23 protein-coding genes are annotated in these 22117 nt (G+C 64.3%); 15 read left to right on the forward strand and 8 right to left on the reverse strand.

Going from position 1 to position 22117, the window contains the following annotated elements:
* Positions 1-129: 129 nt before the first annotated feature.
* The 7 genes from BW995_RS08040 to BW995_RS08070 all read left to right on the forward strand — a co-directional run bounded on the left by BW995_RS08040 (position 130) and on the right by BW995_RS08070 (position 7722).
* Positions 130-660 carry a sigma-70 family RNA polymerase sigma factor gene (locus BW995_RS08040; RefSeq protein ID WP_076399700.1) on the forward strand — a complete coding sequence of 177 codons (531 nt, stop codon included), beginning with the start codon at positions 130-132 and terminating at the stop codon, positions 658-660.
* Positions 653-1705, forward strand: coding sequence for a FecR family protein (locus tag BW995_RS08045; protein WP_076399701.1), 1053 nt, complete (start codon positions 653-655; stop codon positions 1703-1705). Before BW995_RS08040 ends, BW995_RS08045 begins: the two co-directional genes overlap by 8 nt.
* Positions 1706-1766: 61 nt before the next feature.
* Entirely contained in the window at positions 1767-2957 is a 1191-nt protein-coding gene (locus BW995_RS08050) for an MFS transporter (protein ID WP_076399702.1), read from the forward strand.
* A 94-nt stretch (positions 2958-3051) separates the two neighbouring features.
* A complete protein-coding gene (locus BW995_RS08055) occupies positions 3052-5394 on the forward strand; it encodes a TonB-dependent receptor domain-containing protein (protein ID WP_076399703.1) in 2343 nt (780 codons plus the stop codon).
* A gap of 149 nt (positions 5395-5543) precedes the next feature.
* Positions 5544-5855 carry a hypothetical protein gene (locus BW995_RS08060; RefSeq protein WP_076399704.1) on the forward strand — a complete coding sequence of 104 codons (312 nt, stop codon included), beginning with the start codon at positions 5544-5546 and terminating at the stop codon, positions 5853-5855.
* Positions 5852-6142, forward strand: a complete 291-nt coding sequence (locus tag BW995_RS08065; RefSeq protein WP_076399705.1) for a hypothetical protein — start codon at positions 5852-5854, stop codon at positions 6140-6142. Before BW995_RS08060 ends, BW995_RS08065 begins: the two co-directional genes overlap by 4 nt.
* A 5-nt stretch (positions 6143-6147) precedes the next feature.
* The gene (locus BW995_RS08070) at positions 6148-7722 is read left to right on the forward strand and encodes a PepSY-associated TM helix domain-containing protein (RefSeq protein ID WP_076399706.1); all 1575 of its coding nucleotides are present in this window, start codon (positions 6148-6150) and stop codon (positions 7720-7722) included.
* Between the two features lie 170 nt (positions 7723-7892).
* Here BW995_RS08070 and BW995_RS08075 read toward each other — a convergent pair whose 3' ends face one another.
* From BW995_RS08075 to BW995_RS08095, 5 genes are all read right to left on the reverse strand, one after another.
* Positions 7893-8663 (reverse strand): MetQ/NlpA family ABC transporter substrate-binding protein, encoded by a 771-nt coding sequence (locus tag BW995_RS08075; RefSeq protein WP_245821347.1) that lies wholly within the window; start codon positions 8661-8663, stop codon positions 7893-7895.
* Positions 8664-8732: 69 nt separating this feature from the next.
* Positions 8733-9515, reverse strand: a complete 783-nt coding sequence (locus BW995_RS08080) for a MetQ/NlpA family ABC transporter substrate-binding protein (RefSeq protein ID WP_076399708.1) — start codon at positions 9513-9515, stop codon at positions 8733-8735.
* Between the two features lie 35 nt (positions 9516-9550).
* The gene (locus BW995_RS08085) at positions 9551-10210 is read right to left on the reverse strand and encodes a methionine ABC transporter permease (protein ID WP_245821349.1); all 660 of its coding nucleotides are present in this window, start codon (positions 10208-10210) and stop codon (positions 9551-9553) included.
* Between the two features lies 1 nt (position 10211).
* Positions 10212-11252, reverse strand: coding sequence for a methionine ABC transporter ATP-binding protein (locus tag BW995_RS08090; protein WP_076400391.1), 1041 nt, complete (start codon positions 11250-11252; stop codon positions 10212-10214).
* Positions 11253-11651: 399 nt separating this feature from the next.
* Positions 11652-12365, reverse strand: a complete 714-nt coding sequence (locus BW995_RS08095; protein ID WP_076399710.1) for an outer membrane protein — start codon at positions 12363-12365, stop codon at positions 11652-11654.
* A 178-nt stretch (positions 12366-12543) separates the two neighbouring features.
* Here BW995_RS08095 and BW995_RS08100 point away from each other — a divergent pair, with 178 nt between their 5' ends.
* From BW995_RS08100 to BW995_RS08135, 8 genes are all read left to right on the forward strand, one after another.
* On the forward strand, positions 12544-13191 hold the full coding sequence (locus tag BW995_RS08100) for a DUF6134 family protein (protein ID WP_076399711.1): 648 nt from the start codon (positions 12544-12546) through the stop codon (positions 13189-13191).
* Between the two features lie 6 nt (positions 13192-13197).
* Positions 13198-13875, forward strand: a complete 678-nt coding sequence (locus BW995_RS08105) for a response regulator (protein WP_076399712.1) — start codon at positions 13198-13200, stop codon at positions 13873-13875.
* A complete protein-coding gene (locus tag BW995_RS08110) occupies positions 13872-15236 on the forward strand; it encodes a sensor histidine kinase (protein WP_076399713.1) in 1365 nt (454 codons plus the stop codon). The genes BW995_RS08105 and BW995_RS08110 overlap by 4 nt, the downstream gene beginning before the upstream one ends.
* Before the next feature lie 154 nt (positions 15237-15390).
* On the forward strand, positions 15391-15978 hold the full coding sequence (locus BW995_RS08115; protein WP_076399714.1) for a thermostable hemolysin: 588 nt from the start codon (positions 15391-15393) through the stop codon (positions 15976-15978).
* A complete protein-coding gene (locus tag BW995_RS08120; RefSeq protein ID WP_076399715.1) occupies positions 15971-18013 on the forward strand; it encodes an AMP-binding protein in 2043 nt (680 codons plus the stop codon). Before BW995_RS08115 ends, BW995_RS08120 begins: the two co-directional genes overlap by 8 nt.
* Entirely contained in the window at positions 18003-18794 is a 792-nt protein-coding gene (locus tag BW995_RS08125; protein ID WP_076399716.1) for an SDR family NAD(P)-dependent oxidoreductase, read from the forward strand. Before BW995_RS08120 ends, BW995_RS08125 begins: the two co-directional genes overlap by 11 nt.
* 128 nt (positions 18795-18922) lie before the next feature.
* Positions 18923-19120 carry a hypothetical protein gene (locus BW995_RS08130; RefSeq protein WP_076399717.1) on the forward strand — a complete coding sequence of 66 codons (198 nt, stop codon included), beginning with the start codon at positions 18923-18925 and terminating at the stop codon, positions 19118-19120.
* 271 nt (positions 19121-19391) lie between these two features.
* Positions 19392-20003: a serine integrase family protein gene (locus BW995_RS08135; RefSeq protein WP_084194678.1), complete on the forward strand. Its 612-nt coding sequence runs from the start codon at positions 19392-19394 to the stop codon at positions 20001-20003.
* 316 nt (positions 20004-20319) lie between these two features.
* On the opposite strand, the gene ureG is transcribed toward BW995_RS08135, so the two are convergent.
* Genes ureG through BW995_RS08150 form a run of 3 tightly spaced genes read right to left on the reverse strand, consistent with a single transcriptional unit; the run spans position 20320 to position 22117 of the window.
* Positions 20320-20931 (reverse strand): urease accessory protein UreG, encoded by a 612-nt coding sequence (gene ureG, locus BW995_RS08140; RefSeq protein ID WP_076399719.1) that lies wholly within the window; start codon positions 20929-20931, stop codon positions 20320-20322.
* Positions 20928-21638, reverse strand: coding sequence for an urease accessory protein UreF (locus BW995_RS08145; RefSeq protein ID WP_076399720.1), 711 nt, complete (start codon positions 21636-21638; stop codon positions 20928-20930). The genes ureG and BW995_RS08145 overlap by 4 nt, the downstream gene beginning before the upstream one ends.
* A complete protein-coding gene (locus BW995_RS08150) occupies positions 21635-22117 on the reverse strand; it encodes an urease accessory protein UreE (RefSeq protein ID WP_076399721.1) in 483 nt (160 codons plus the stop codon). Before BW995_RS08150 ends, BW995_RS08145 begins: the two co-directional genes overlap by 4 nt.

Genomic DNA, 22117 nt, shown 5'->3' on the forward strand with positions numbered 1-22117 from the left:
TCGGAATTTGCGGCCCAACTAATATTGACATTCATTCTCATTAAATGTAAGGGTGCGGTCTTTCCAGATCGTTCATGACCTGCTTGTGGTCATGGGCGACGCCAACAAAAAGGCGCGGGTCGCACGCTGATGACAGGCAACAGGCACGGCACTTTCCATGATGGACCGGTCGATGTGTTCGTGTCGCACCGGGCGGCGCTGGTGGACTACGCAACGCCGATTCTTGGCTGTCGTTCGCGGGCCGAAGACATCGTACAGGATGCGTTTCTGCGCTTTAACACGGCAGCAACCGAGGCGGACCCACCGATCACGCACCCGGTGGCCTATCTCTATCGCATTGTGCGCAATCTGGCGCTGAACTGGCGGCGCAGCCAGAAAAACATCGGGCGGGAAACCAGCGAGCCCGCCATTCTGGACGCCGTTGCCGCCCAGACCCCGTCACCCGAGGAGCAGGCCCTGTACCGCGATGAGTTGCGGGTGATGATGGCCGCGCTGGAAGAATTGCCGGAACGGACCCGCCGTGCCTTTGAACTGCACCGGCTGAACGGCTATACCTTTCAGCGTGTGGCAGAAACGCTCGGCATTTCGGTGGGGCTGGCCCATCAGCTGGTCCGCGATGCCCTGACGTTCTGTGCAAGCCGTCTGGATGATGATGACTGATACCGCAAAGACTCCCCCGGATGATCCGGCGCGCCGTCAGGCCGACGAGGCACTGGGGCAGGCCATCGACTGGCTGATGGCCGAACAGGCGGCGGCAACGGCCAGCGAACGGGCACAGATACAGGCTGCCCGCGTCCAGTGGTTGGCCGATGATCCGCTGCGCGGCAAGGCCTGGCGCAAGGCAGAACGGGTTTGGCGCCTGAGTGGCGAGGCGTTGCCGCTGATCCAGCCGGGTGTGTCTGTGCCGATGGCCGAGACACCGCCGGTGGTGGTGGCCTTTCCGTCGCCCTCTGTCCGCAAGACTCCGTGGCGTCGCCGGGTTGGCGGGCTGGCGGCAGCGGCCTGTCTGGCGCTGGTGGTGATCAGCGGCGGCTGGATGCCATGGGGGGCGGAATACCGCACCGGCACCGGCACGATGCAGCAGATTACCCTTGCTGACGGCAGCCAGATCAGTCTGGCGGCGGGCAGTGCGCTGGATACGGCCTTGTCCGCCGATCGTCGTGGGGTGATCCTGCGCGAAGGTCAGGCGTTTTTTCAGGTGGCCCCGGATCGCCAGCGGCCTTTTGTGGTGTCGGCGGGGGCGATGACCATCACCGTTACCGGCACAGCCTTTGACGTGCAGCGCGAAGAGACGGAAACGGTGGTGGCGGTGGCCTCTGGCGCGGTCGAGGTGCGGATAGAGGGCGGCGAAACCCTGTCGCTGAAGCCCGGAGACCGGGTTCGCCTGACCGCAACGGGCAGGGCGGTACAGCGGGACCGGGTGACCGCGCAGGAACTGGGCCTGTGGCGGGATGGCCGTCTGGTGGTCAGCAACCAGCCGGTGGTGCAGGTGATTGAAACCCTGCGCCATCACTTCCATGGCCTGATCGTGCTCCAGGATGCCGACGGCAAGGGGCAGATGCTGGCCGGGCGGGCGGTGACCGGTGTTTTTGACCTGCGCGATCCCCGCACGGCGCTGGAAACCATCGCCCGCCTGCACGGTGGTTCGGTGCGCCAGATCACCCCCTATGTGCTGGTGGTGTCCGCCGCAGACGGAAAAAACTGAAGATCCTGCCGCCGTGGGTGTCCTGACAGGAGACCGACCCTGTGCAGGAGCCTTGCTGACCATGTTTCCGTCCCGCGCCTTTTCGCTCGCACCGCTGGTGGTGCAGAGTTTCGCCTGCTCGATGGCGATGATGGCCTTTGCCGCGCTGGTCGGTCCGATCGGGCGCACCGTGGGGCTGTCACCGTGGCAGATGGGCACGGTGGTCACCCTGTCCGGGATGGCGTGGGTGCTGGCCGCGCCGTTGTGGGGTCGGGCCAGTGACCGGCTGGGGCGTCGTCCGGTCCTGCTGACCGGCATTATGGGCTTTGCCCTGTCGTACCTCGTGCTGTGCCTGTTCATTGCCTGGTCCCTGCGCACCCTGCCTGCCGAGGGATTGATCCTGCTCGGGCTGGTGCTGGCGCGCAGTGTCGGCGGGGTGTTCTTTGCCGCTGTCCCTGCCGCCAGCGTGGCGCTGATCGCCGACCATGTGCCCGCCGAACGGCGCACGCGGGCCATGGCCACCATGGGGATGGCCAACGGCGCCAGCATGGTGATCGGACCGGCGGTGGTCGGGCTGATGGCCCCGTGGGGGATCGAAGCCCCGTTGCTGGTGATTTGCCTGCTGCCGCTGCTGGCAGCGGGGGTGTTGTGGTGGCGGGTGCCCCATGCCGCCCCGGTCAGCGGCACCACCAGCCTGCCACCACCCCGCCTGCAGGATCCCCGCTTGCGGCTGCCGCTTCTGGCCGCCTTTGCCAGCATGGCCTCGGTGGCGGTGGCGCAGGTGGTGGTAGGATTTTATGTCATCGACCGGCTGGCGCTGTCGCCACAGCAGGGGGCGCAGGCCGCCGGGATGGTGCTGGCAACGGTAGGGGTATCGCTGGTGCTGACGCAGGCGTTGGTGCGGCATCTGTCGATGTCTCCGGTGTGGTTGATCCGCTGGGGGGCCATCTGCGCGGCGCTGGGCTTTCTGGCAGCCGGGATGGCCTCTTCGGTACCGCTGCTGTGCGTGGGCTATGGGGTGGCGGCGATGGGCATGGGGATGATCTGGCCGTCGGTGTCGGTATTGGCCGCCGGTGCCGTCGAGGCGCACGAACAGGGGGCCGCAGCCGGAGCCATCGCTGCCGCGCAGGGACTGGGGACGGTGGTCGGGCCGTTGCTGGGGACGGGTATTTATGCCCTGCAAGCCTCTGGTCCCTACTGGCTGGTGGCGACGGTGATGGCGGCGGTGGCTATCTTTGCGCAAAACACCCCTAAAAATGGGGGTATGGAGTGAAAATCTGAAAATCCGGATCGTTGGGGTGTCTTCTTCCTGACAGTAAATGCGAATGATAATCGCTTGCTATTTTAGGATTCAGGAGATACCACCGATGAAGACCGAGGGGAGCCGGCTGCCGCGCCGTCACCAGTACCGCATGCGACAGGGGATGGTCAGCATGATGGCCGTGATGGCGCTGTGCAGTCTGGGGGGACTGACAGGAAACGCCGTGGCCGCAGACAACACCACAGGGGGACAGACCCGGCAAGGCACCGCCTTTGCCATTCCGGCGCAGCCGCTGGCCAGTGCCCTGACCGCTTATGGCGTGCAGGCCGGAGTGCAGGTGGCGGTTGATCCGGCGGCGATTGCCGGTGTGACCTCGCCGGGGGTGACCGGGACCTACAGCGCCGAACAGGCGCTGGCCTCGCTGCTGTCCGGCTCGGGGTTGGTGTGGCAGTTCACCAGTCCGACCTCGGTGGTGCTGGAGCGTCCGGCGGCGGGGGATTCGTCGTCGTTGATGCTGGCGCCGGTGGTGGTGTCGGGCGAGCGTGTCGAGCGGTCGTTGCGGGAAACCGCCTCCAGCGTGGCGGTGCTGGACAGCGTGACGCTCGACGAGCGGCCCGACATCTCGGGGGCCAACCGGGTGACCGAGAACGTCGCCAACATCGTGACCATCGAACCCAGCAACCATGCGCCGGTGGTGCGCGGGCTGGAAGGCGCCGGACCGGCCATCGGGGCCAATGCCTTCTTTGCCGGGGTGCGCCCGCGCCTGACGGTGCAGATGGATGGCCGTCCGCTGTCGTTCAACGAAATGATCTTTGGCGATGCCTCGACGTGGGATGTCGAGCAGGTGGAAGTCTTCCGTGGGCCGCAAAGCACGGTGCAGGGACGCAATTCGATTGCCGGGGCAATCGTGATGAAGACCGCCGACCCGACCTATGAGCCGGAAGGCAAAATCCGCCTGTCGGCGGGCAACCATGACTATCGGCAGGTGGCGGGGGCGGTCTCTGGCCCGATTGTCGAAGATCAGGTGGCGGTGCGTCTGGCCTTTGAGCGGGCCACCAGCACCAGCGAGCTGAAATTCCAGCCCTATGAGGGCGAGGATGATCCCGGTGACTATCAGGCAACCACCATGCGCGCCAAAATCCTGCTGGAGCCGAAAAAGCTCGAAGGCTTCCGCACGCTGGTGACGGTCAGCCACAGCAATTACGAAGGCCCGCAGGCGGAATACGTCAAGGCCCCCTACGGCAGCACCGGCACGCCCTATTCGATCAACGTCGCCACCTTTAACCCGCGCAGCCTGAACGGCACCATCGAGACCACCTGGGAACTGACCGACAGCCTGACATTTGAAAACCATGCCTCGCTGTCGGACCTCAGCGTGCGGCGTCATGCCCCGGCGGGAACCGGCAACGTGAGGATTGATGGCCGCGAAGCCAGCCTTGAGCCACGCCTGCATTTCACCGGCTTTGACGGTCGGGTGAAGGGTTTTGGCGGCTATTATGGCATGCGCGGCAAGCAAGACGAATTCATCGACATGCTGAACAGCTATTACATGGACAAGACCGAAACCGACGCGGTGTTCGGCGAAGCCACGGTCGGTCTGACATCAGCCCTTGATCTGACACTGGGCGGGCGTCTGGAAGAAGAAACCCGCCAGCGCATCGGCGGTACCGGGCGGTTTGCGGTTGATTTCGATGAAACCTATCAGGTGTTTCTGCCCAAGGCCGGTCTGGCGTGGCGGGTGGATGAGCAGTGGACGGTCGGCACCACCGTGTCGCGCGGCTATAATGGTGGCGGGGCGGGCGTGACCTTTGCCGCACCGTTTACCAGCTATTCCTATGACCCGGAATATGTCTGGAACTATGAAGCCTATACCCGCGCCGACCTGCTGGACGGGGCGCTGCGCCTGACCGGCAACGTGTTCTATGCCGACTATAAAGACCTGCAACTGCCCTATCGTCTGGCTGCCAACTCGACGGTGATCCGCAACGCCAAAGAAGCCGCCACCTATGGCACCGAACTGGGCGCCCGCTGGCGCGCCACTCCCGAACTGGAAGTCTTTGGTGATATCGGCCTGTTGAAAACCGAAATCCTCAGCTATCCGGGATCGGGCTACGAAGGCAACGAATTCCCGCAGGCTCCGGCGCTGACCGGCACCGTCGGGGTCAGCTATCACCCGACCGACGCCTGGGAACTGGGCGGTGAGGCACGCTATTCCGAAGCCTATTATTCCGATGTCGCCAACACCGCGCGCGGCAAGGTCGATCCCTATTGGGTGGTCAACCTGCACGGCAGCTATGACCTCGGCGGGCCGCGCCTGTTTGGCTCGATCCGCAACCTGCTCGATACCGACGCGATCACCGATATCGGTCTGGGGACCACCGAGAGGAACGACTATGCCTCGATGCTGCCGTCGCGCACCTTTGTGATGGGGGTTGAGGCGTCGTTCTAGAGCAAATCCCGAGCAGATGGCTCCATCTGCGACGACATATTTGCTGAAAATACAATATATTAGAGCATTTGAAGTGATCTAGGGAGAACGGAAAATGCTCTAAAGGCATCGGTGATGCGTGACCAGAAAGAGGATGTGAGGAGGGGTGAATGAATGAGAGTGCAGCGGTGGTCCTGTTGGCCACGGCACTGGTGGCGGCGGGGACGGCAAGCCTGTACCTGACCGCCCCCCGGCAGCAATGGCTGGGCCGTCCGCTGTCCTCCCGCCACTGGCGGGGGATCGGGGCGCTGTTGTGGCTGGCGGGCTGGTGGCTGTGGGGCGACCAGACCCGACCGGTGACGGCGCTGTTCGTCGCCCTGATGCTCAGCATGCTGGTGCTGGTGGCGATGCCGTTGCTGGCGGTGCTGCGCGAGGCTCATCAGGCCCGCCAGTCAGCTCCCCGGTCAGGAGGCCATTCATGAGTACCCCTGCTGAGGCTCCGGCGATCAAGGCCCATTGGTGGGCCAAGACGCTGGCGGGCGTGCTGTGCGGCTTTGCGCTGGCGCTGGCGCTGGCAACCCTGTTCCACCAGCTGACCCCCGGTGGTCCGGGCAAGCTGATGCTGTTGATGTGGCTGATATCCCCGCTCTGGCTGACCATTGCCTCGCTGGTCTACCTGTTCCGCGATGGCTGGCGGGCGTGGGGCTGGCTGGGCGGAGCCTCGGTGCTGGCCTATGGGGCCGTGTTTGTGTCGAAACTGGGAAGCTGAGCACGATGCACAACGAAACCATCCGCCATTACAAGGTGGTCCACACCTGGACCGGCATTTTGTGCGGGCTGTTCCTGTTCGTGGCGTTTTATGCCGGAGCCTTGACGGTGTTTGCGCCGTCGCTGACCCGCTGGGCAACGCCGGAAACCCTGCCTGCAACCCCGCTGGAACAGGTCGATGGCCTGATTGCCCGCGCCATGGAGCAGGTGCCATTGACCCGCGAGCAGTTCCGCATCCGTCTGGACGAGACGGGAGGCAATGCCGCGTGGGTCAGCTGGCCGAAAAACGGACCGGCCTCGCCGCGCGACAAGGTGCCGGAGGTCGGGGCGGTGCTGGCGGCTGATGGCAGCCTGACCATCGTTGATCTGCCCCATCGTGAGCTGGGGGAGTTCATTGACACCCTGCACCGGACGGCGGGCCTGCCGGTGGATGTTGAACTGGGATCGATGTTCATGGGGGTGGTCAGCGCACTGTACTTCGTGGCGCTGGTCTCGGGTCTGATCGTCCTGTTGCCATCGCTGATCAAGGATTTGTTCGTGGTCCGGCTGGGGAAAAACGTCAAACGCTTCTGGCTGGATGCCCATAATCTGGTCGGTCTGGTCTGCCTGCCGTTCCATCTGATCATTGCGGTGACGTCGGTGGTGTTCGGACTGCACGACGAGATTTATGCGGTGATGAATCCGGTGACTTTTCAGGGTGAAATCCGCCAGATGTTCCAGCGGGAAAGCCCGTTTTCTGCCATCAAGCCCGATGCCGAACCGGCTCCGTTGCAGCCAGTGACGATGCTGTTGCAGCGGGTGAGGGAAACCGCACCGGACTTCCGTCCCTACATGCTGGAAATCCGTCAGGCCGGGACCAAAGGGGCCAGCGTCTCGGTGTGGGGGAATGATGAACAGTATCTGGCCTACCGCACCGGGCTGGCGGTGGTCAACGGCGCGACCGGCGCGGTGGTCAACACCGATTATGTCCCCGAGTTGCAGGGCGGCTATGGCTCGACGGTGGCCGCGTTCTTTTCCCTGCACTTCGGGACCTATGGCGGCGAGCCGGTGAAGTGGGGCTATCTGGTGCTGGGGCTGGCCGGGGCCTTTGTGTTCTATTCCGGCAACCTGCTGTGGATCGAAAGCCGTCGCCGCCATGAAAAACGCTCGACCGGGCCGGTGACGCAAAGCCGCTCGACCCATGTGATGGCGGCGCTGACCGTCGGCGTCTGTCTGGGCTGTGTCAGCGGGGTTTCGCTGGCGATCATCGCTGGCAAGCTGATGCCGATGCTGGGCGATGATCCCTTGCCGTGGCAGAACGCGGCCTATTATGCGGCGCTGGTGCTGTCGGTGGGGTGGGCGCTGGTGCGCGGGGCGGCGCGGGCAACGGTGCCGTTGCTGTGGGCGGCGGCGCTGGCGACAGCCCTGATTCCGCTGCTGGCGCTGGTCGAGGTGCTGATGCCGCAGGCCAATGGTGATCCCGGTGGTTTGGTGCTGGAAGCGGTGGCGCTGGTAGGCGCCATCCTGCTGCTGTGGATGGCGCGGGCCTCGGCCCGGCGGCTGCGCAACGGGCCGCGCGACAGCGTGTGGTCGGCGGCCTGATTAGAGCATTTCTCGGTCTCCAAGGATCACGATAAATGCTCTAATGACTTGTTATCTAAGCAAATACGTCGTCGCAGATGTGTCCATCTGCTCGGGATTTGCTCTAGCGTGCGTAAAAAAAAGCCGGGGCAGCGAACACTGCCCCGGCTTTTGTGCGTCACGTGACAGGCTTATTGCCACGCCGGAACCACCGACCCCTTGAAGGTCGTTTCGATGAACGCCTTCACTTCCGGGGTGTGGTAGCTGTCGAGGAAGGTCTTCACCCACGGCGCGTTGGCATCGGCCTTGCGCACGGCGATGACGTTGGCATAGGGAGCCTTCAGGCCTTCGCGGAACAGCGAGTCCTTGGACGGGTTCATGCCCGCTTCGATGGCGTAGTTGCTGTTGATCACCGCCACATCGACATCATCCAGCGAACGCGGCAACTGGGCGGCATCCAGCTCGACCAGTTTCAGATTCTTGGGGTTGTCGATCACGTCGGCCACCGTTGCCTTGGCACCAGCGCCGTCACGCAGCTTGATCAGACCCTGATCGGCGAGGATCAGCAGGGCGCGGGCGCCGTTGCTGGGGTCGTTGGGCAGGGCCACCGAGGAACCGTCCTTCAGGTCCTTCAGCTCTTTCACCTTCTTCGAGTACCCACCCATCGGGAAGTTGACGGTCTGGCCAACGCTGACCAGATCGAACTTGCGGTCGGCGATCTGACGGTCGAGGTACGGCTGGTGCTGGAACGAATTGATGTCCAGATCACCATCGGCCAGCGCCTGGTTCGGCACCACATAATCCGAGAATTCGATCACTTGCAGGTCAAGGCCGTTTTTGGCGGCGATTTCCTTGACCTTTTCCATGATCTGGGCGTGCGGGCCGGGGGTGACGCCGATCTTTTTGGTTTCGGCGTGGGCAACGCTGGCGGTGAACAGCGCGGCAACGGCCGCTGCGATCATGAATGCCTTTCTCATCGGGAGACCTCTCAATTGTTATGAGTTTTATTGATGGGGGGAGTCTTGAACGGCTTACCAGGTCGGGGTGATCGCGCCCTGGAACTTGGTTTCGATGAACGCCTTCACGTCCGGGCTGTGGTAGCTGTCGATGAAGGTCTTCACCCACTCGCTGTTGGCGTCGGCCTTGCGGGCGGCGATGATGCCGACGTAGGGGGCCTTGGTGCTTTCGCGGAACAGCGAGTTCTTCGCCGGATGCAGGCCCGCCTGCAGGGCATAGTTGGTGTTGATCAGCGCCACATCGACATCATCGAGCGAGCGCGGCAGCTGGGCGGCGTCCAGCTCAACCAGCTTGAACTTGCGCGGGTTGTCGATCACGTCGGCCACGGTGGCGCGCACGCCGATACCGTCGGTCAGTTTGATCAGGCCCTGATCGGCCAGCATCAGCAGGGCGCGGGCGCCGTTGCTGGGGTCGTTCGGCAGGGCGATGGTGGCACCGTCGGGGATGTCCGCCATGGTCTTGATCTTGCTGGAATAGCCCGCCATCGGGAAGTTCACCGACTGTGCCACGCTGGCCAGATCCAGCTTGCGCGAGGCCACCTGATTGTCGAGATACGGCTTGTGCTGGAACGAATTGATGTCGATGTCGCCATCGGCCAGCGCCTGATTCGGCACCACGTAATCCGAAAACTCGATGATCTGCAGCTCCAGACCCTTGGTGGCGGCCACTTCCTTGACCTTTTCCATGATCTGGGCATGGGGGCCGGGGGTGACGCCAACCTTTTTGGTTTCGGCCTGGGCAACGCTGGTGGTGAACAGGGCTGCCGCAGCGGCGGCCAGCAGGAACAGCTTTTTCATGCGGGAAAATCCTCTCGACAGGTATCTTGTTGACTTTATCCGTGTTTACGGTGGCGCTTGTCGAAGCGGCGGGCGAGGGCGTCGCCTGCGCTCTGCACCGCCTGCACCAGCACGATCAGCACCAGTACCACCGCCAGCATCACTTCGGGCATGAAGCGCTGATAGCCATAGCGAATCCCCAGATCGCCCAGACCGCCACCGCCGACCGCACCGACCATCGCCGAATAGCCGATCAGGCTGACGATGGTCAGGGTCAGGGCCATGGTGATCGACGGGCGGGCTTCGGCCAGCAGAACCTTGGTGACAATCTGGAACGGGGTGGCCCCCATGGCGCGGGCGGCTTCGATCAGGCCCTTGTCCACTTCGCGGATGGCGGCTTCGATCAGGCGGGCGACAAAGGGAATGGTGGCGACGGTCAGCGGCACAATCGCCGCGCCGGTCCCGATCGAGGTTCCCGCCACCAGCCGGGTGAACGGAATGATCGCCACCACCAGAATGATGAACGGGGTCGAGCGGGTGGCGTTGACGATCAGACCGATGATGCGGTTGGTCAGCGGGGCAGGGAACAGTTCACCCTTGCCGCTGGTGGCCAGAAACACCCCGATCGGCAGGCCGATGGCGGTGCCGATGACACCGGCTACCACCACCATCTGGACCGTTTGCCACAGGGTGGACGTCAACAGGGAAAGCAGCATCTCAGGCGCCATAGCCAAGAACCTCCGCACGCAGGCCGGTCTGTTGATAGAATTGGGCAGCACGCTCCATCACCGCCGGATCGGCAGGATAGGCCACCACCAGAGTGCCACAGGGCTCGCCGCCGATTTCGTCGATCGCCCCGGCAATGATGTTGACGTCGGCCTCCAGCGTACTGGCCATGCGGGCGGTCAGCGGCTGGTTGGCGGTCTTGCCAAAGAACACCAGCCGCACCAGCACGTTGTCACCGGCTGCCGGGGTCGGCTTCAGGCGGCGCTGGATGGCGTCGGGCAGGCCGGAACCGGGCATCGACGACAGCAGGACGCGGGTGGTGGCGTGCTGCGGGCTCATGAACACGTCAAAGGTACGACCGCTTTCGGCCACACGCCCCTGATCCAGCACCGCCACATGCGACGTTACCGCCTTGATCACGTCCATTTCATGGGTGATCAGCAACACCGTCAGCCCGAGGTCGTGGTTGATGGTTTTCAGCAGATCAAGAATTTGCAGGGTGGTTTCCGGGTCGAGTGCCGAGGTGGCTTCGTCGGACAGCAGCAGCTTGGGGCTGGTGGCCAGTGCACGGGCGATGCCGACCCGCTGCTTTTGCCCGCCGGACAGTTCCGCCGGATAGCGTCCGGCCTTGTCACCCAGCCCGACCAGATCGAGCAGCGGGGCGACGCGGGCCTTGATCTCTGCGGGCGATTGCCCGGCGATTTCCAGCGGCATCGCCACGTTGTCAAACACCGTGCGCGACGACAGCAGGTTAAAATGCTGGAAGATCATCCCCACCGAGCGGCGCAGGGTGCGCAGGGCGCTTTCGGACTGGGCCGCCACATCGGTGCCATCAACCAAAACGCGCCCGCCGGTCGGCTTTTCCAACCCGTTGACCAGCCGGATCAGGGTCGATTTGCCTGCCCCCGACCGCCCGATGATGCCGGTGATGGTGCCACGCGGGACGCTGTAATTGATATCGTCCAGCGCGGTAAAGGCAGCCTGCGAGCCGGTGGCGGCATAGACCTTGGAAACCTGCTCGAACGCCACCATCGGCGGAGCAGTGTCGGCGGGCAGAGGTCCACCGGGGGGAGGAGCGGTCGGGATGTCGGCCATGGGACTTTCTCGTTCGGTGTACGGGTGGGCGTCAGGGATGATCAAGCGGTATCATGGGTGGTGCTGGCGTCGCAATCGCGAATTTCACATATATGGTATGTGTATGTGAAAAATTCACCACTTATTTTTTGCACAAATTAAGGGTGAGGGAAAGGACGATAATGCGGCAACGCACAAAAAGAAAGGCCCGCCTGTGGGGACAGCGGGCCGGAAAATTGTATCAATAGAAACGATTAGAGCAGCGTGCGTTAAATCGGACGCAGACACGCTGCTCTAACCTTTTGATGTGCCGCAGTGATGGCGCGCAAAACCGGAACCACTTTTGCGCTCACTGCTCTAAAACATGTAGCGCAGCGAAAACACCAGCTCGGTTGCTGACAGGCCGCCGGGACCGGAGACCGACACGTTCCTGTCGGCAGGCAGGCCCCAGTCCACCGAGCCAAGATCTACATAGCGGATTTCGATATCGTTCATCACCTGCGGCCCGAGCTTGAAGGTGGCCCCGGCGCCGACGGTCCACGCCACGCTGTCTTCGGCATGGGTGTTCTTGCTGGCCGCCTGACCGCTGGCGGTATACTCGCTCTTGACCGTGTTGTGCGCCCAGCCCACCCCGCCGGACACGAACGGCCACCAGCGGGTGCTGCCGACCGGGAAATGCCAATAGGCCTTGGCCATGGTGGTGACGTTCTGCACCGTGCTGGCCAGCGCGCCCGAGCCGCCTTTCTGCAACGGGCTGGCGTCATAGGTCATTTCGGTGCGGTTCATGAACTCCAGTTCGGTGCGCAGCGGGATGTGATAGCGATAGCTCCACTCATAGCCGCCTGCCATCCCGAAGGCCCCGACGGCATTGGTGGCATCGGTTTCGGTCAGCGGCGCCGACCCCGCGTGGCCCGAAGCCCCCGACAGCATTTCCAGTGACGGCCCGCCTTTCCCGGCCACATACCAGCCGTGATCCGGATCAGGGGGCGGCGCAGGGTGCGGGCTGGCAGCGTGGGCCAGCGACGGGAGTACGGCTGAGGCAACGATCAGAACGGCAGACAGACGGCGCATGGCGGGAACATCCGGTCAGGGGAAAGGGGCTGGTTGCCAGAAAAGCACCTTTTGCTGACCGCACCCTGACATGTGTGACCCTGACTGGCTGCCCGCTCCATGCTCCGGGATGTCAGGTTGCTGTCAGCCACAGGGCGCAGGATGCCGCGAGTGTTTCCTTTTCTGACAGGTGAGTGTGATGATGATCGGACGTTCCGTTGTGATGGCCATCCCGTTCCTGCTGGTTGCCGGGGCGGCCAGTGCCGCGCCGGTGCCGGACAATGAGGTGCTGTCGTTCACCGTGCTGCGCAATGGTGACGAAGTCGGCACCCATCTGGTGACCGTCCGCCCGGATGGGGATCATGTGTCGGTGGCGGTGGCGACTTCGGTGGTGGTGAAGATGGCGATGGTGCCGGTGTACCGCTTTGAGCATTCCGATGTCGAAGTGTGGAAGAACGGCCAGTTGCAGGTTCTGGACAGCACCACCAACGACGATGGCAGCCATCACAAGGTCCATGTGCAGGCCAGCGGTAGCGGTCTCAGCGGGACGGCAGACGACAAGCCGGTGACGCTGCCGGGTTCGCTGGTTCCGGCCAGCCTGTGGTCGCCGCAGACCGTTTCCCAGAGCGCGCTGCTCAATACCCTCGACGGCCATGCGATGCCGGTCAAGGTGGCCGATCTGGGGACCGACATGGTGACGGTGCGCGGGCAACTGACCCAGGCGCACCACTATGCCATGACCGGCGAACTCGCGCGGGAGCTGTGGTATGATCCCAGCGGTGCTCTGGTCCAGGTCCGCTTCAAGGCCAAGGACGACTCGCTGATCCAGTATGTTCTGAAAAAGTAGGTCCCGATGCGCATTCTGCTGGTCGAAGATACCCTCCGTCTGGCGGCTCTGGTCAGTCAGGGCCTGCAGGCCAACGGCTTTACGGTGGACAGCTTTGCCACGCTGGAAGACGCCTCGGCCGCCCTGCGGACGGTGGTCTATCAGGTGGTGGTGCTCGATCTCGGGCTGCCGGACGGCGACGGCTTTGACCTGCTGAAAACCCTGCGGCAGGAGAAACAGAGCATCCCGGTGCTGATCCTGACCGCCCGCGATGGCGTCGAAGACCGGGTGCGCGGCCTGAATGGCGGGGCGGATGACTATCTGGTCAAGCCGTTTGCCATGGAAGAACTGGTGGCCCGCATCCGGGCGCTGTTGCGGCGTCCGGGGGCCTCGCTGGGAACAGTCCTGACCTGTGGCCGGATGGCGCTCGATACCGTCTCGCGCGAAGTGTCGGTGGCCGGGCAGGCGCTGGCAGTGCCCCGGCGGGAAACCGAGGCGCTGGAACTGTTGCTGCGCCGGGCCGGGCGGGTGGTCCCCAAGCGGGCGCTGGAGGAGGGGCTGTACAGCTTTGACGACGACATTTCGTCGAACACGGTCGAAGTCCTGCTGTCCCGCCTGCGCAAGCGCCTGCTGCCGACCAGTCCGGGGGTGGCGATCCATACCCTGCGCGGTGTCGGCTACATGCTGGTGGAGGAAGAGGCATGAAGGCTGGCCCGTCCCTGTTGCACCGGATCGTTTTGCGGCTGTCGTTGACTACGGCAGCCGCGATTCTCTGTGCCTATAGCTGGCTGTGGTTTGAATTCCAAAGCTCGATCAGTTCGTTACGTGAACAGTCGCTGATCGAATCGGCCCGCCTGCTGGCAGAGTCGGTGCATCATGATGAGGGTCAGTGGCGTCTGGCCTTGCCAGCGCATCTTCTTGCCCCCTATCGCCGTGCCGAACAGCCCTATGGCTATGCCATCCGCGATCAGGTCAACGGTGCCATTCTGCTGCACGAAGGGGCCGATGTCGGTCCCGTGCCGCATCTGCGCCCCGAAGACGAGGATGAGGACGGGGTTCTGTACACTTTCCCGGCCCCTGACAGCGGCGACGGCGAGATGCTGGGGGAATACCTGACCTTCACCGCCGCCGGTCATGCGCTGGGGGTGCAGGTGGTCCGTCCGCTGGCGCGGGAAAGTGACCTGATTGATACGGTCCTGCTGGATTTCTTTGAAGATGGTGGCTGGCTGGCGGCACCGTTCCTGATTGCCCTGCTGGCGGTGTCGATCCTGACCATTCGCGGCACGCTGAAACCGCTACGCGATATCTCGCAGCAGGCGGAACGGATTGGCCCGACGGCACCGGGGGTGCGCCTGTGTGCCACCGCTGTCCCGCACGAGGTACAGCCACTGGTGCAGGCGGTCAATGATGCCCTTGACCGGCTGGAGGAGGGCTATCGGGTTCAGCGCGACTTTACCGCCGATGCCGCGCACGAGCTGCGGACGCCGCTGGCGGTGCTGATTGCCCATATCGACACCCTGCCGGACCGCCAGACCGCCCGCGAGTTGCGGCGGGATCTGGATGGCATGGCCCATCTGGTCGAGCAATTGTTGCGGGTGGCCCGCAGTGAGGCACTGGTGATCCAGCCCGACGAACAGGCCGATCTGGCCGAGGTCGCCCGTGGTGTTGCCGAGTATCTGGCACTGGTTGCCATCCGCGCTGGCCGCCTGATCGAGGTGGAGGCCCCCGACCAGCCGGTGAGGGTGCGGGGACAGGCCGATGCGCTGTTTCATGCGGTGCGCAATCTGGTCGAAAACGGCTTGCGTCATACACCAGCGGGAACGGCGGTGGTGATTACTGTCGAGGCGAGGCCACCGCTGATCCGGGTGCGTGACCACGGGCCGGGGATTCCTGACGAGCGCAAGGAACTGGTGTTCCAGAGATTCTGGCGTGCCGACCGGCAGACGCCGGGCAGCGGGTTGGGGCTGGCGATTGTCCGGCGGACGATGGAAGCCCATGGCGGACAGGTGCGGGTGCAGGATGCACCGGGGGGCGGGGCAGAATTTTGTCTGCACTTCGTCCCGTAAGGTTGCTGTCAGCCGGTTGGGAGATGCTTTCCGCTAGAGCATTGTGCGAAAAGTGGGAACCGGTTTTCGCAAGAACAATGCGACAGATCGAAAGGTTAGACCAGCGTGCCTGCGTCACGTTTAACGCGCGCTGGTCTAACAACGGAGGTGTCTCATGGTCATCATTCTTGCCGATCGTACCCACAGCCAGCGCGCGGCGCTGGAACAGATGGTGCGCAACGTTTTTCAGGCCAGTTATCAGGCGGATGTCCCGTCGTTCCCCGATCATCTGGTGGCGGCACTGGATGAAACCGGCTCTCCGGTGGCCGTCGCCGGAGTGCGGTCGGTGCGCGATGGCTTCTTTTCGGAAGTCTATCTCGACGGCAGCGCCGAAAGCGTCTTGTCCAGCGTCTGTGGCAGCCGGGTTGCCCGCGATGAAATCGTCGAGTTTTCCAGCCTTGCCGCCGTCCGCCCCGGAGCAGCGATGCCGCTGGTCGGGGCGGCGATCGGCCTGTGTCTGGCCGCCGGAGCCCGTCACGGCCTGTTTACCGCCACCGACCGCCTGCGCGCCCTGTTGCGGCGGTCAGGGCTGACCTGTGTCGATCTGGGGCCTGCCCGTCCTGACCGGTTGAGCGATGCCGCCCGCTGGGGCCGCTATTACCAGCATGACCCGCGGGTGATTGCGGTGACGGCAGAGAGCCTGTCGTCGTCGTGGCGTTTGCCGGTTGGTCTGTCTTTCCCCGAGGAGCGTTTGCATGCGTAATGTGGTGTCGGCCATCCGGGGCTGTGACCCCCGGCGGGTGGCCCTGAGTGACCAGAGCGGCCAGTGGAGCTATGGCGAGCTGGTGCAGGCCATCGCCCGGCGGGCGGCGGCGTGGCGGGTGTTGCCGCCGGTGGTCGGGGTGTTGATGCCGCGCGACCGGCGGGCGGTGGCGGCTGAACTGGCGCTGGCGTCGCTGGGGCGGACGGTGGTGCCGCTGCCGGATTTCTTTTCACCGGCGCAATGGCAGCACATGGTGGCCGATGCCGGGATTGCGGTGGTGGTGACAGTGGCCGAATGGCAGGACCGCCTGACCGGCATTGCGGTGCCGACGGTCCTGTACCCGGCAGCCGATGACGGCAGCACACTGACCGTTGCCGAGCCGTCGCGGCGGATCATCTATACCTCGGGGACCAGTGGCCAGCCCAAGGGGGTGGTGCTGGACGAAGGCCAGATGGCGGCCAGCCTAGCCGGACTGAAGGTTGCCGCCCGTGCTCGCCCGGATGATGTGCATCTGTCGCTGCTGCCGTTCTCGCTGTTGCTCGAACACCTGTGCGGCGTGCTGCTGCCGCTGTCGGTCGGGGCGCGGGTCCATATCGCCCTGTCACCGCTGGAGGCCGAGGCGGTACAGGCAACAACGGCGGTAGTGGTCCCGGCCCTGTTGCGTGACTGGGTGGCCGGATTGCAGGCGGCCAGACGGCAGGCTCCGGCGTCGTTGCGGCTGGTGGCGGTCGGCGGGGCGCCGGTGGCCGAGGCGCTGGCCGAACAGGCGTGGGCCTGTGGCCTGCCGGTTCACGAAGGCTATGGCCTGTCGGAATGTTGCTCGGTGGTGGCGGTCAATCGTCCGGGGGCACGCCGTGCCGGGACGGTCGGCAAGCCGCTGGCCGGGGTCACGGTGGAGATCGAAGACGGCGAAATCGTCGTCTCCGGCCCGACGGTGATGGCGGGCTATCTCGGGCGTGCGCCTGCTGGCGGTCGCTGGCATACCGGCGATCTTGGCAGTCTGGACGACGACGGCTATCTGCGGGTGCTGGGGCGCAAGGATGCGGTGATCGTCACCGCTCAGGGGCGCAACATTTCACCGGACTGGATCGAGGCCGGGATGCTGGCCGATCCGCTGATCCGCTGTGCGGCGGTGCTGGCCGGGACCGGTGGCGACAGTGGCACTCAGGCGCTGATCGTGCCGCATCCGCAGGCGGGGGAACAGGACTGGGACGCGCGGGTGGCGGTGACGGTGCGGGACTTGCCTGCCTATGCCCGTCCGCAACGGGTGACGGTGATCCCCGCTGATCTCGCCCGCCAATATGCCCTGTTCACGCTGGATGGCCGTCCGCGCCGTGCCGCACTCATGCGCTTCATCGAGGAGAAACCGATGTCGTTTTATCAGCAGCTGTTGCTGGATACCGCCAGTGAGCGGGAACAGTTCCAGCGGATTCCATTGATTGCCCAGGCGGTGCGGTCCGGGGTCAGCCGTGCGCTGTATCTGGCCTTTCTGGGCCATGCCTATCACCATGTGCGCTACACCGTGCCCTTGCTGCAAACCGCCTTGCAGGCTTGCGGGCCACAGGACGCCGTGCTGGCCGCAGGGCTGCAAGAGTACATTGCCGAGGAAACCGGCCACGAGGCCTGGATCCTGGATGACATCCGGGCGCTGGGCGGCGATGCCGAGGCTTGCCGGTCGGGCCGTCCGGCGCTGGCGGTGCGGGTGCTGGTCGCCCACGCCTTTCACCTGATTGCCGAAGACGGCCCCTATGCCCTGCTGGGGATGGTCCATGTGCTGGAAGGCATGTCTGTTGCACTGGCGGTTCAGGCCGCCGGAGCCATCCGCCATAGTCTGGGAGCCGAAGGCGAGGGTGGGTTCAGCTATCTCAGCTCGCATGGGGCGCTCGATCAGGATCATGTGGCAGGCTTCGCCCGCCTGCTGGATGCCGTCGATCAGCCCGGACGGCGGCAGACGGTCATCGCCGCCGCCCGCGAATTTTACACCCTGTACGGCAACGTGTTCCGCTCGCTGGAGGAGATGGCCGATGCAGCTTGAGGGAGCCGTGGCCCTGATCACCGGGGCCGGGTCCGGTATCGGGCGGGCGCTGGCGCAGGAGTTGTCCCGTCGTGGCTGTCGGCTGTTGCTGCTGGGGCGGCGGGCCGGGGAGTTGAACAACACCCGGCAGATGTTGGTCCGCCCCGATCTGGCCGAGTGCCTGCCACTCGATCTGGCCGACAGTGAACAGCGCGGGCTGCTGGCCGGAAAGGTGGCCGCCCTGACCTCGCATCTGGACCTGTTGATCAACAATGCCGGGGTGGTGGCGGCAGGCGACTTTGCCACCCAGCCGGAACAGGACTGGCGGACGATGATCGAGGTCAACCTGTTGGCCCCGATGGTGATCACCCAGGCGGTGTTGCCGCTGCTGAAGGCCAGCGGGCAAGGGCGGGTGGTCAATGTCGGTTCGATGTTCGGCGATATCGCCTTTCCCTGCTTTGCCGCTTATTCGGCCAGCAAGTTCGCCCTGCGTGGCTGGTCCGAGGCCCTGCGCCGCGAACTGGCCGGGGACGGCATCGGTGTCACCTATTGCGCCCCGCGCGGGACACGGACGGCAGCTGCCGATGGCTTTGCCCGCTATGTGCAGGCATTCCGCATGACCCTTGATACCCCCGAAGCCGTGGCCGCCCATCTGGTGGCCGGGATTGCGCGGGAGGCGCGGGATATCTATCCCATGGGGCCGGAGCGGCTGTTTGCCCTGATCCAGCGGCTGTTCCCGCGTCTGATTGACCGGGGGGTGATCGGGCAGTTCCGCACGGCGCGGCAGCGGATGGAGCCGTGATCGCGGGCTGAGGTCAGGTTGTGGTCAGCAACGGTGGCTATGGTGATCGCTGTGCTTGGAGCACAGGCAAATACGTCGTCGCAGATGGGTCCATCTGCTCGGGATTTGCCCTGAAACAGGAGGACACCATGCAGATTGGATCATCAAACAGTGGGTTCAGTGCGTCGTCGATGATGTCGATGGTCAATGAACGGGCCGAGCGTGGCCCGGACACCGACAATGACGGCGATGAAGGCGGCGCGCAGATGCAGGCGGCTCAGGCCGCTTCGGCGAGCACCGCCCTGTCGTCCAGTGGGCGCGGGCAGAAAATCAATATGCTTGCGTAATGATCTTGTGCCCTGTGGCGCGAGGGATGTCGGTCTGTTTCAGAAAGAAGCAGGCCGACGTTTGTTTTTCTCGCTTAAGCGAGATGGAATGCTCTTTCATTGCCACATCGGAATGAAAGACGGGCAAGCGTCTGCAAATGCAGTTTTCATGTCAAGCCGGTCTCGCCAGACAGATCACCGAAAACAGGCATTGATCTTCTCTGCTCTGTGTGCGTAACATCCGCGCCCTTTCAAATCCTGCCTGTCTGTCTGTATCAAGATGATCCGTTACGTGACCTATGCTGCGGCCGCTCTGGCCGACTCTGTCGCCCTGCAACAACAGGACATTGCCGACTATCTTGCCACGCTTGAGGCTCGCTCGTACAAGGTGCTGGCGGACTTCGTTGATGCCGACGGCGGCGTGATCGCGCTGGCGCAGGCCATCGAACGGGCGCGCAAGGACAAGGCGACCCTGCTGGTTGCCGGGGTCGAAAGCCTGCCTGCCGATGCGCTGTCCGAGGTGGTCGATGACCCGCGGGTGGAACTGCTGGCCGCCCGCATGCCGGATTCCGACAAGTACCAGTTGCTGGTCTATGCCGCCGTGGCCCAGCAGGAGCGGGCGCAGGTGCGCCAGAACATCAAGGAAGCGCTGGCCCAGTCGCAGAAAAAGCTGGGTGGCCTGCGCGAGGCTACCCGCCGCCGCAACGAGGCGCTGAAAAAGGAAGCCCGCATCCGGGCGCAGGGACTGGCCGAAATCATCCTGCCGCTGCGCGAGCAGGGCTACAGCCTGCGGGCGATTGCTGCCGCCCTGACCGAAGCCGGGCATCTGACGCCGCAGGGCCGCCCGTGGCAGGCGGTGCAGATCAAACGCCTGTTCGACCGGCTGGATGCGGCGCAGGGGTAACCGCGCCGCCCTTTATGTCTGATACGGCTCGACCTGCGTGCGTGAAACCTGACGCCACAGGACACGACGGTTTGGGAACAAGGACGTGGAGCGCTGCTCCACACCTCGCTGGGGCCTTTAGGCCCCAGACCCCATTTCTTTGATCATAAAAGAAAAAACGGGGGTTCGGGGCCTCAGGCCCCGAATGGGTTTGGGCGATAGCCCATCTAACCTTTTATAGTGCCGCATTGTTGTTGTGAAAACCGGTTCCCACTTTTCACACAATGCTCTCTTTTTATAGTGCCGCATTGTTGTTGCGAAAACCGGTTCCCACTTTTCACACAATGCTCTCGATCCCGCCCGCGCTCAGGATAAAGCTGGCAATCTCTTCCAGACCCTTGCCGCTTTTCAGGTTGGAAAACAGGAACGGGCGGCTGCCGCGCATGCGGGTGGCGTCGCGCTCCATCACCTCCAGACTGGCCCCGACCAGCGGGGCAAGGTCGATCTTGTTGATCACCAGCAGGTCAGAGCGGGTGATGCCCGGCCCGCCCTTGCGCGGGATTTTCTCACCGGCAGCGACGTCGATCACATAGATGGTCACATCCACCAGTTCGGGTGAAAAGGTCGCCGACAGGTTATCGCCGCCGGATTCCACCAATATGACCTGCAGGTCGGGGAACCGTTCCTGCATTTCGGCCACCGCCGCCAGATTGGCCGAGGCATCTTCGCGGATGGCGGTGTGCGGGCAGCCGCCGGTTTCCACTCCCATGATCCGTTCCGGTGCCAGTGCGCCCGAGCGGGTGAGGAATTCGGCGTCTTCGCGGGTGTAGATGTCATTGGTGATGGCGGCAATGTTGTAATCGTCGCGCAGGCGCTTGCACAGCGCATCCATCAGAGCGGTCTTGCCCGAGCCAACCGGCCCGCCGATACCAACGCGAAAAGCGGTCATGAGCGGAATAACCTCGTGTATTGGGTTTCGTGAGAGATACTGCACCAGTCGAGCATCGGCAATCCGCCACCGCGATCTTCGGGCGGGCGGACCAGGGCGGCATCGGTGGCGTGCAGGACCACCGCTTCCAGCGCCGCAATCGCCCGCTGGCCGTCGCTCTGGCCGAGCGGGATCAGCCGCACGGCGGCGGAAACCAGATTGGCGGCAAAGGCATGCAGAAAGGCCGCCAGCGCGGTGGGCAGCGGGATGTCCGCACGGGCGGCGGCCACCGCCACCGCCACCGCATAGGCAGGCTGGCGGCGGTCGGCTTTCAGGTGGCTGCGCCAGCGCGACCAGAACGGATCGGGCCAGGCGGCATCGACCGCCAGCACAAAGGCATTGCCCTGTGCCGAGGATTCCAGCGCCAGCTCTGGCGTGCCGCGCCATGCATCGGCAAGGATGCTGATCTCGTCGAGGGCCGCCGGGTCGTCATCGACAGCCCCCAGCCCGCAGGCGATGCCATGGGCCTGCACGAACAGGTCGGCATCAATCCGGCCACTGCCGTGCAACAGCACCGTCGTGATCCAGTCGACCGTGGTCGGCAGGTCGCGCACCAGACCGCTTTCGACGGCATATTCCAGCCCGTGGGAATAGCTGAAGGCCCCGACCGGGAAGGAGGGCGACAGCCAGGCCATCAGGCGCAGCAGGGTGGCTGACGGCAGGCTCATCGCGCCCACCGGATCAACGGTTCGGCAGCCCCGACCAGACCATGCGGATCATAGGCCCCCGGTTCGGGCTGGAACGGGGCACACAGGCGTTCAACCCGTGCCCCCAGTCCTTCGGCCATCGTCACCAGCACCTCGTCCAGATGCAGGCGCAGACTGCCGCCGGGCAGAATTTGCACCGGCAGGTGACGGTTGCCGATGTGCCACGCCAGCCGTACCTGTTGTTCGACCGTGCTGCTGTGCAGGTCGATCACCTGTTCGGCGGCGGCTCGCACCACGATCACCCCGCCATTATCGAGCAGCAGCCCGTCACCATCGCGCAGATGGGTGGCATTGGGCAGATCGAGCAGGAAGTCGCCGCCGTCATCGGCCACCATCCGAATGCGGCGGCGGTGGCGGTCGTGGGCCGACAGGGTGACGGTGGTCTGCACGCGGGCCGGATCAATGCTGGCCGCCGCCTGTACCAGAGAGGCGCGCCGCAT

It is taken from the genome of Insolitispirillum peregrinum (genome assembly GCF_900156605.1).
In the GTDB taxonomy this organism is placed as follows: domain Bacteria; phylum Pseudomonadota; class Alphaproteobacteria; order Rhodospirillales; family Rhodospirillaceae; genus Insolitispirillum; species Insolitispirillum peregrinum.

What these genes read in the sequence shown, in the direction of transcription:
- BW995_RS08105 (WP_076399712.1), top strand. Translation starts at nt 13,198, where the DNA reads ATGCGCATTCTGCTGGTCGAAGATACCCTCCGTCTGGCGGCTCTGGTC.
- BW995_RS08125 (WP_076399716.1), top strand. Translation starts at nt 18,003, where the DNA reads ATGCAGCTTGAGGGAGCCGTGGCCCTGATCACCGGGGCCGGGTCCGGT.
- BW995_RS08070 (WP_076399706.1), top strand. Translation starts at nt 6,148, where the DNA reads ATGCACAACGAAACCATCCGCCATTACAAGGTGGTCCACACCTGGACC.
- BW995_RS08060 (WP_076399704.1), top strand. Translation starts at nt 5,544, where the DNA reads ATGAATGAGAGTGCAGCGGTGGTCCTGTTGGCCACGGCACTGGTGGCG.
- BW995_RS08050 (WP_076399702.1), top strand. Translation starts at nt 1,767, where the DNA reads ATGTTTCCGTCCCGCGCCTTTTCGCTCGCACCGCTGGTGGTGCAGAGT.
- BW995_RS08100 (WP_076399711.1), top strand. Translation starts at nt 12,544, where the DNA reads ATGATGATCGGACGTTCCGTTGTGATGGCCATCCCGTTCCTGCTGGTT.
- BW995_RS08045 (WP_076399701.1), top strand. Translation starts at nt 653, where the DNA reads ATGACTGATACCGCAAAGACTCCCCCGGATGATCCGGCGCGCCGTCAG.
- BW995_RS08090 (WP_076400391.1), bottom strand. Translation starts at nt 11,252, where the DNA reads ATGGTGGCGTTCGAGCAGGTTTCCAAGGTCTATGCCGCCACCGGCTCG.
- ureG (WP_076399719.1), bottom strand. Translation starts at nt 20,931, where the DNA reads ATGACCGCTTTTCGCGTTGGTATCGGCGGGCCGGTTGGCTCGGGCAAG.
- BW995_RS08120 (WP_076399715.1), top strand. Translation starts at nt 15,971, where the DNA reads ATGCGTAATGTGGTGTCGGCCATCCGGGGCTGTGACCCCCGGCGGGTG.
- BW995_RS08055 (WP_076399703.1), top strand. Translation starts at nt 3,052, where the DNA reads ATGAAGACCGAGGGGAGCCGGCTGCCGCGCCGTCACCAGTACCGCATG.
- BW995_RS08080 (WP_076399708.1), bottom strand. Translation starts at nt 9,515, where the DNA reads ATGAAAAAGCTGTTCCTGCTGGCCGCCGCTGCGGCAGCCCTGTTCACC.
- BW995_RS08040 (WP_076399700.1), top strand. Translation starts at nt 130, where the DNA reads ATGACAGGCAACAGGCACGGCACTTTCCATGATGGACCGGTCGATGTG.
- BW995_RS08075 (WP_245821347.1), bottom strand. Translation starts at nt 8,663, where the DNA reads ATGATCGCAGCGGCCGTTGCCGCGCTGTTCACCGCCAGCGTTGCCCAC.
- BW995_RS08095 (WP_076399710.1), bottom strand. Translation starts at nt 12,365, where the DNA reads ATGCGCCGTCTGTCTGCCGTTCTGATCGTTGCCTCAGCCGTACTCCCG.
- BW995_RS08110 (WP_076399713.1), top strand. Translation starts at nt 13,872, where the DNA reads ATGAAGGCTGGCCCGTCCCTGTTGCACCGGATCGTTTTGCGGCTGTCG.
- BW995_RS08150 (WP_076399721.1), bottom strand. Translation starts at nt 22,117, where the DNA reads ATGCGGCGCGCCTCTCTGGTACAGGCGGCGGCCAGCATTGATCCGGCC.
- BW995_RS08085 (WP_245821349.1), bottom strand. Translation starts at nt 10,210, where the DNA reads ATGCTGCTTTCCCTGTTGACGTCCACCCTGTGGCAAACGGTCCAGATG.
- BW995_RS08130 (WP_076399717.1), top strand. Translation starts at nt 18,923, where the DNA reads ATGCAGATTGGATCATCAAACAGTGGGTTCAGTGCGTCGTCGATGATG.
- BW995_RS08145 (WP_076399720.1), bottom strand. Translation starts at nt 21,638, where the DNA reads ATGAGCCTGCCGTCAGCCACCCTGCTGCGCCTGATGGCCTGGCTGTCG.
- BW995_RS08115 (WP_076399714.1), top strand. Translation starts at nt 15,391, where the DNA reads ATGGTCATCATTCTTGCCGATCGTACCCACAGCCAGCGCGCGGCGCTG.
- BW995_RS08065 (WP_076399705.1), top strand. Translation starts at nt 5,852, where the DNA reads ATGAGTACCCCTGCTGAGGCTCCGGCGATCAAGGCCCATTGGTGGGCC.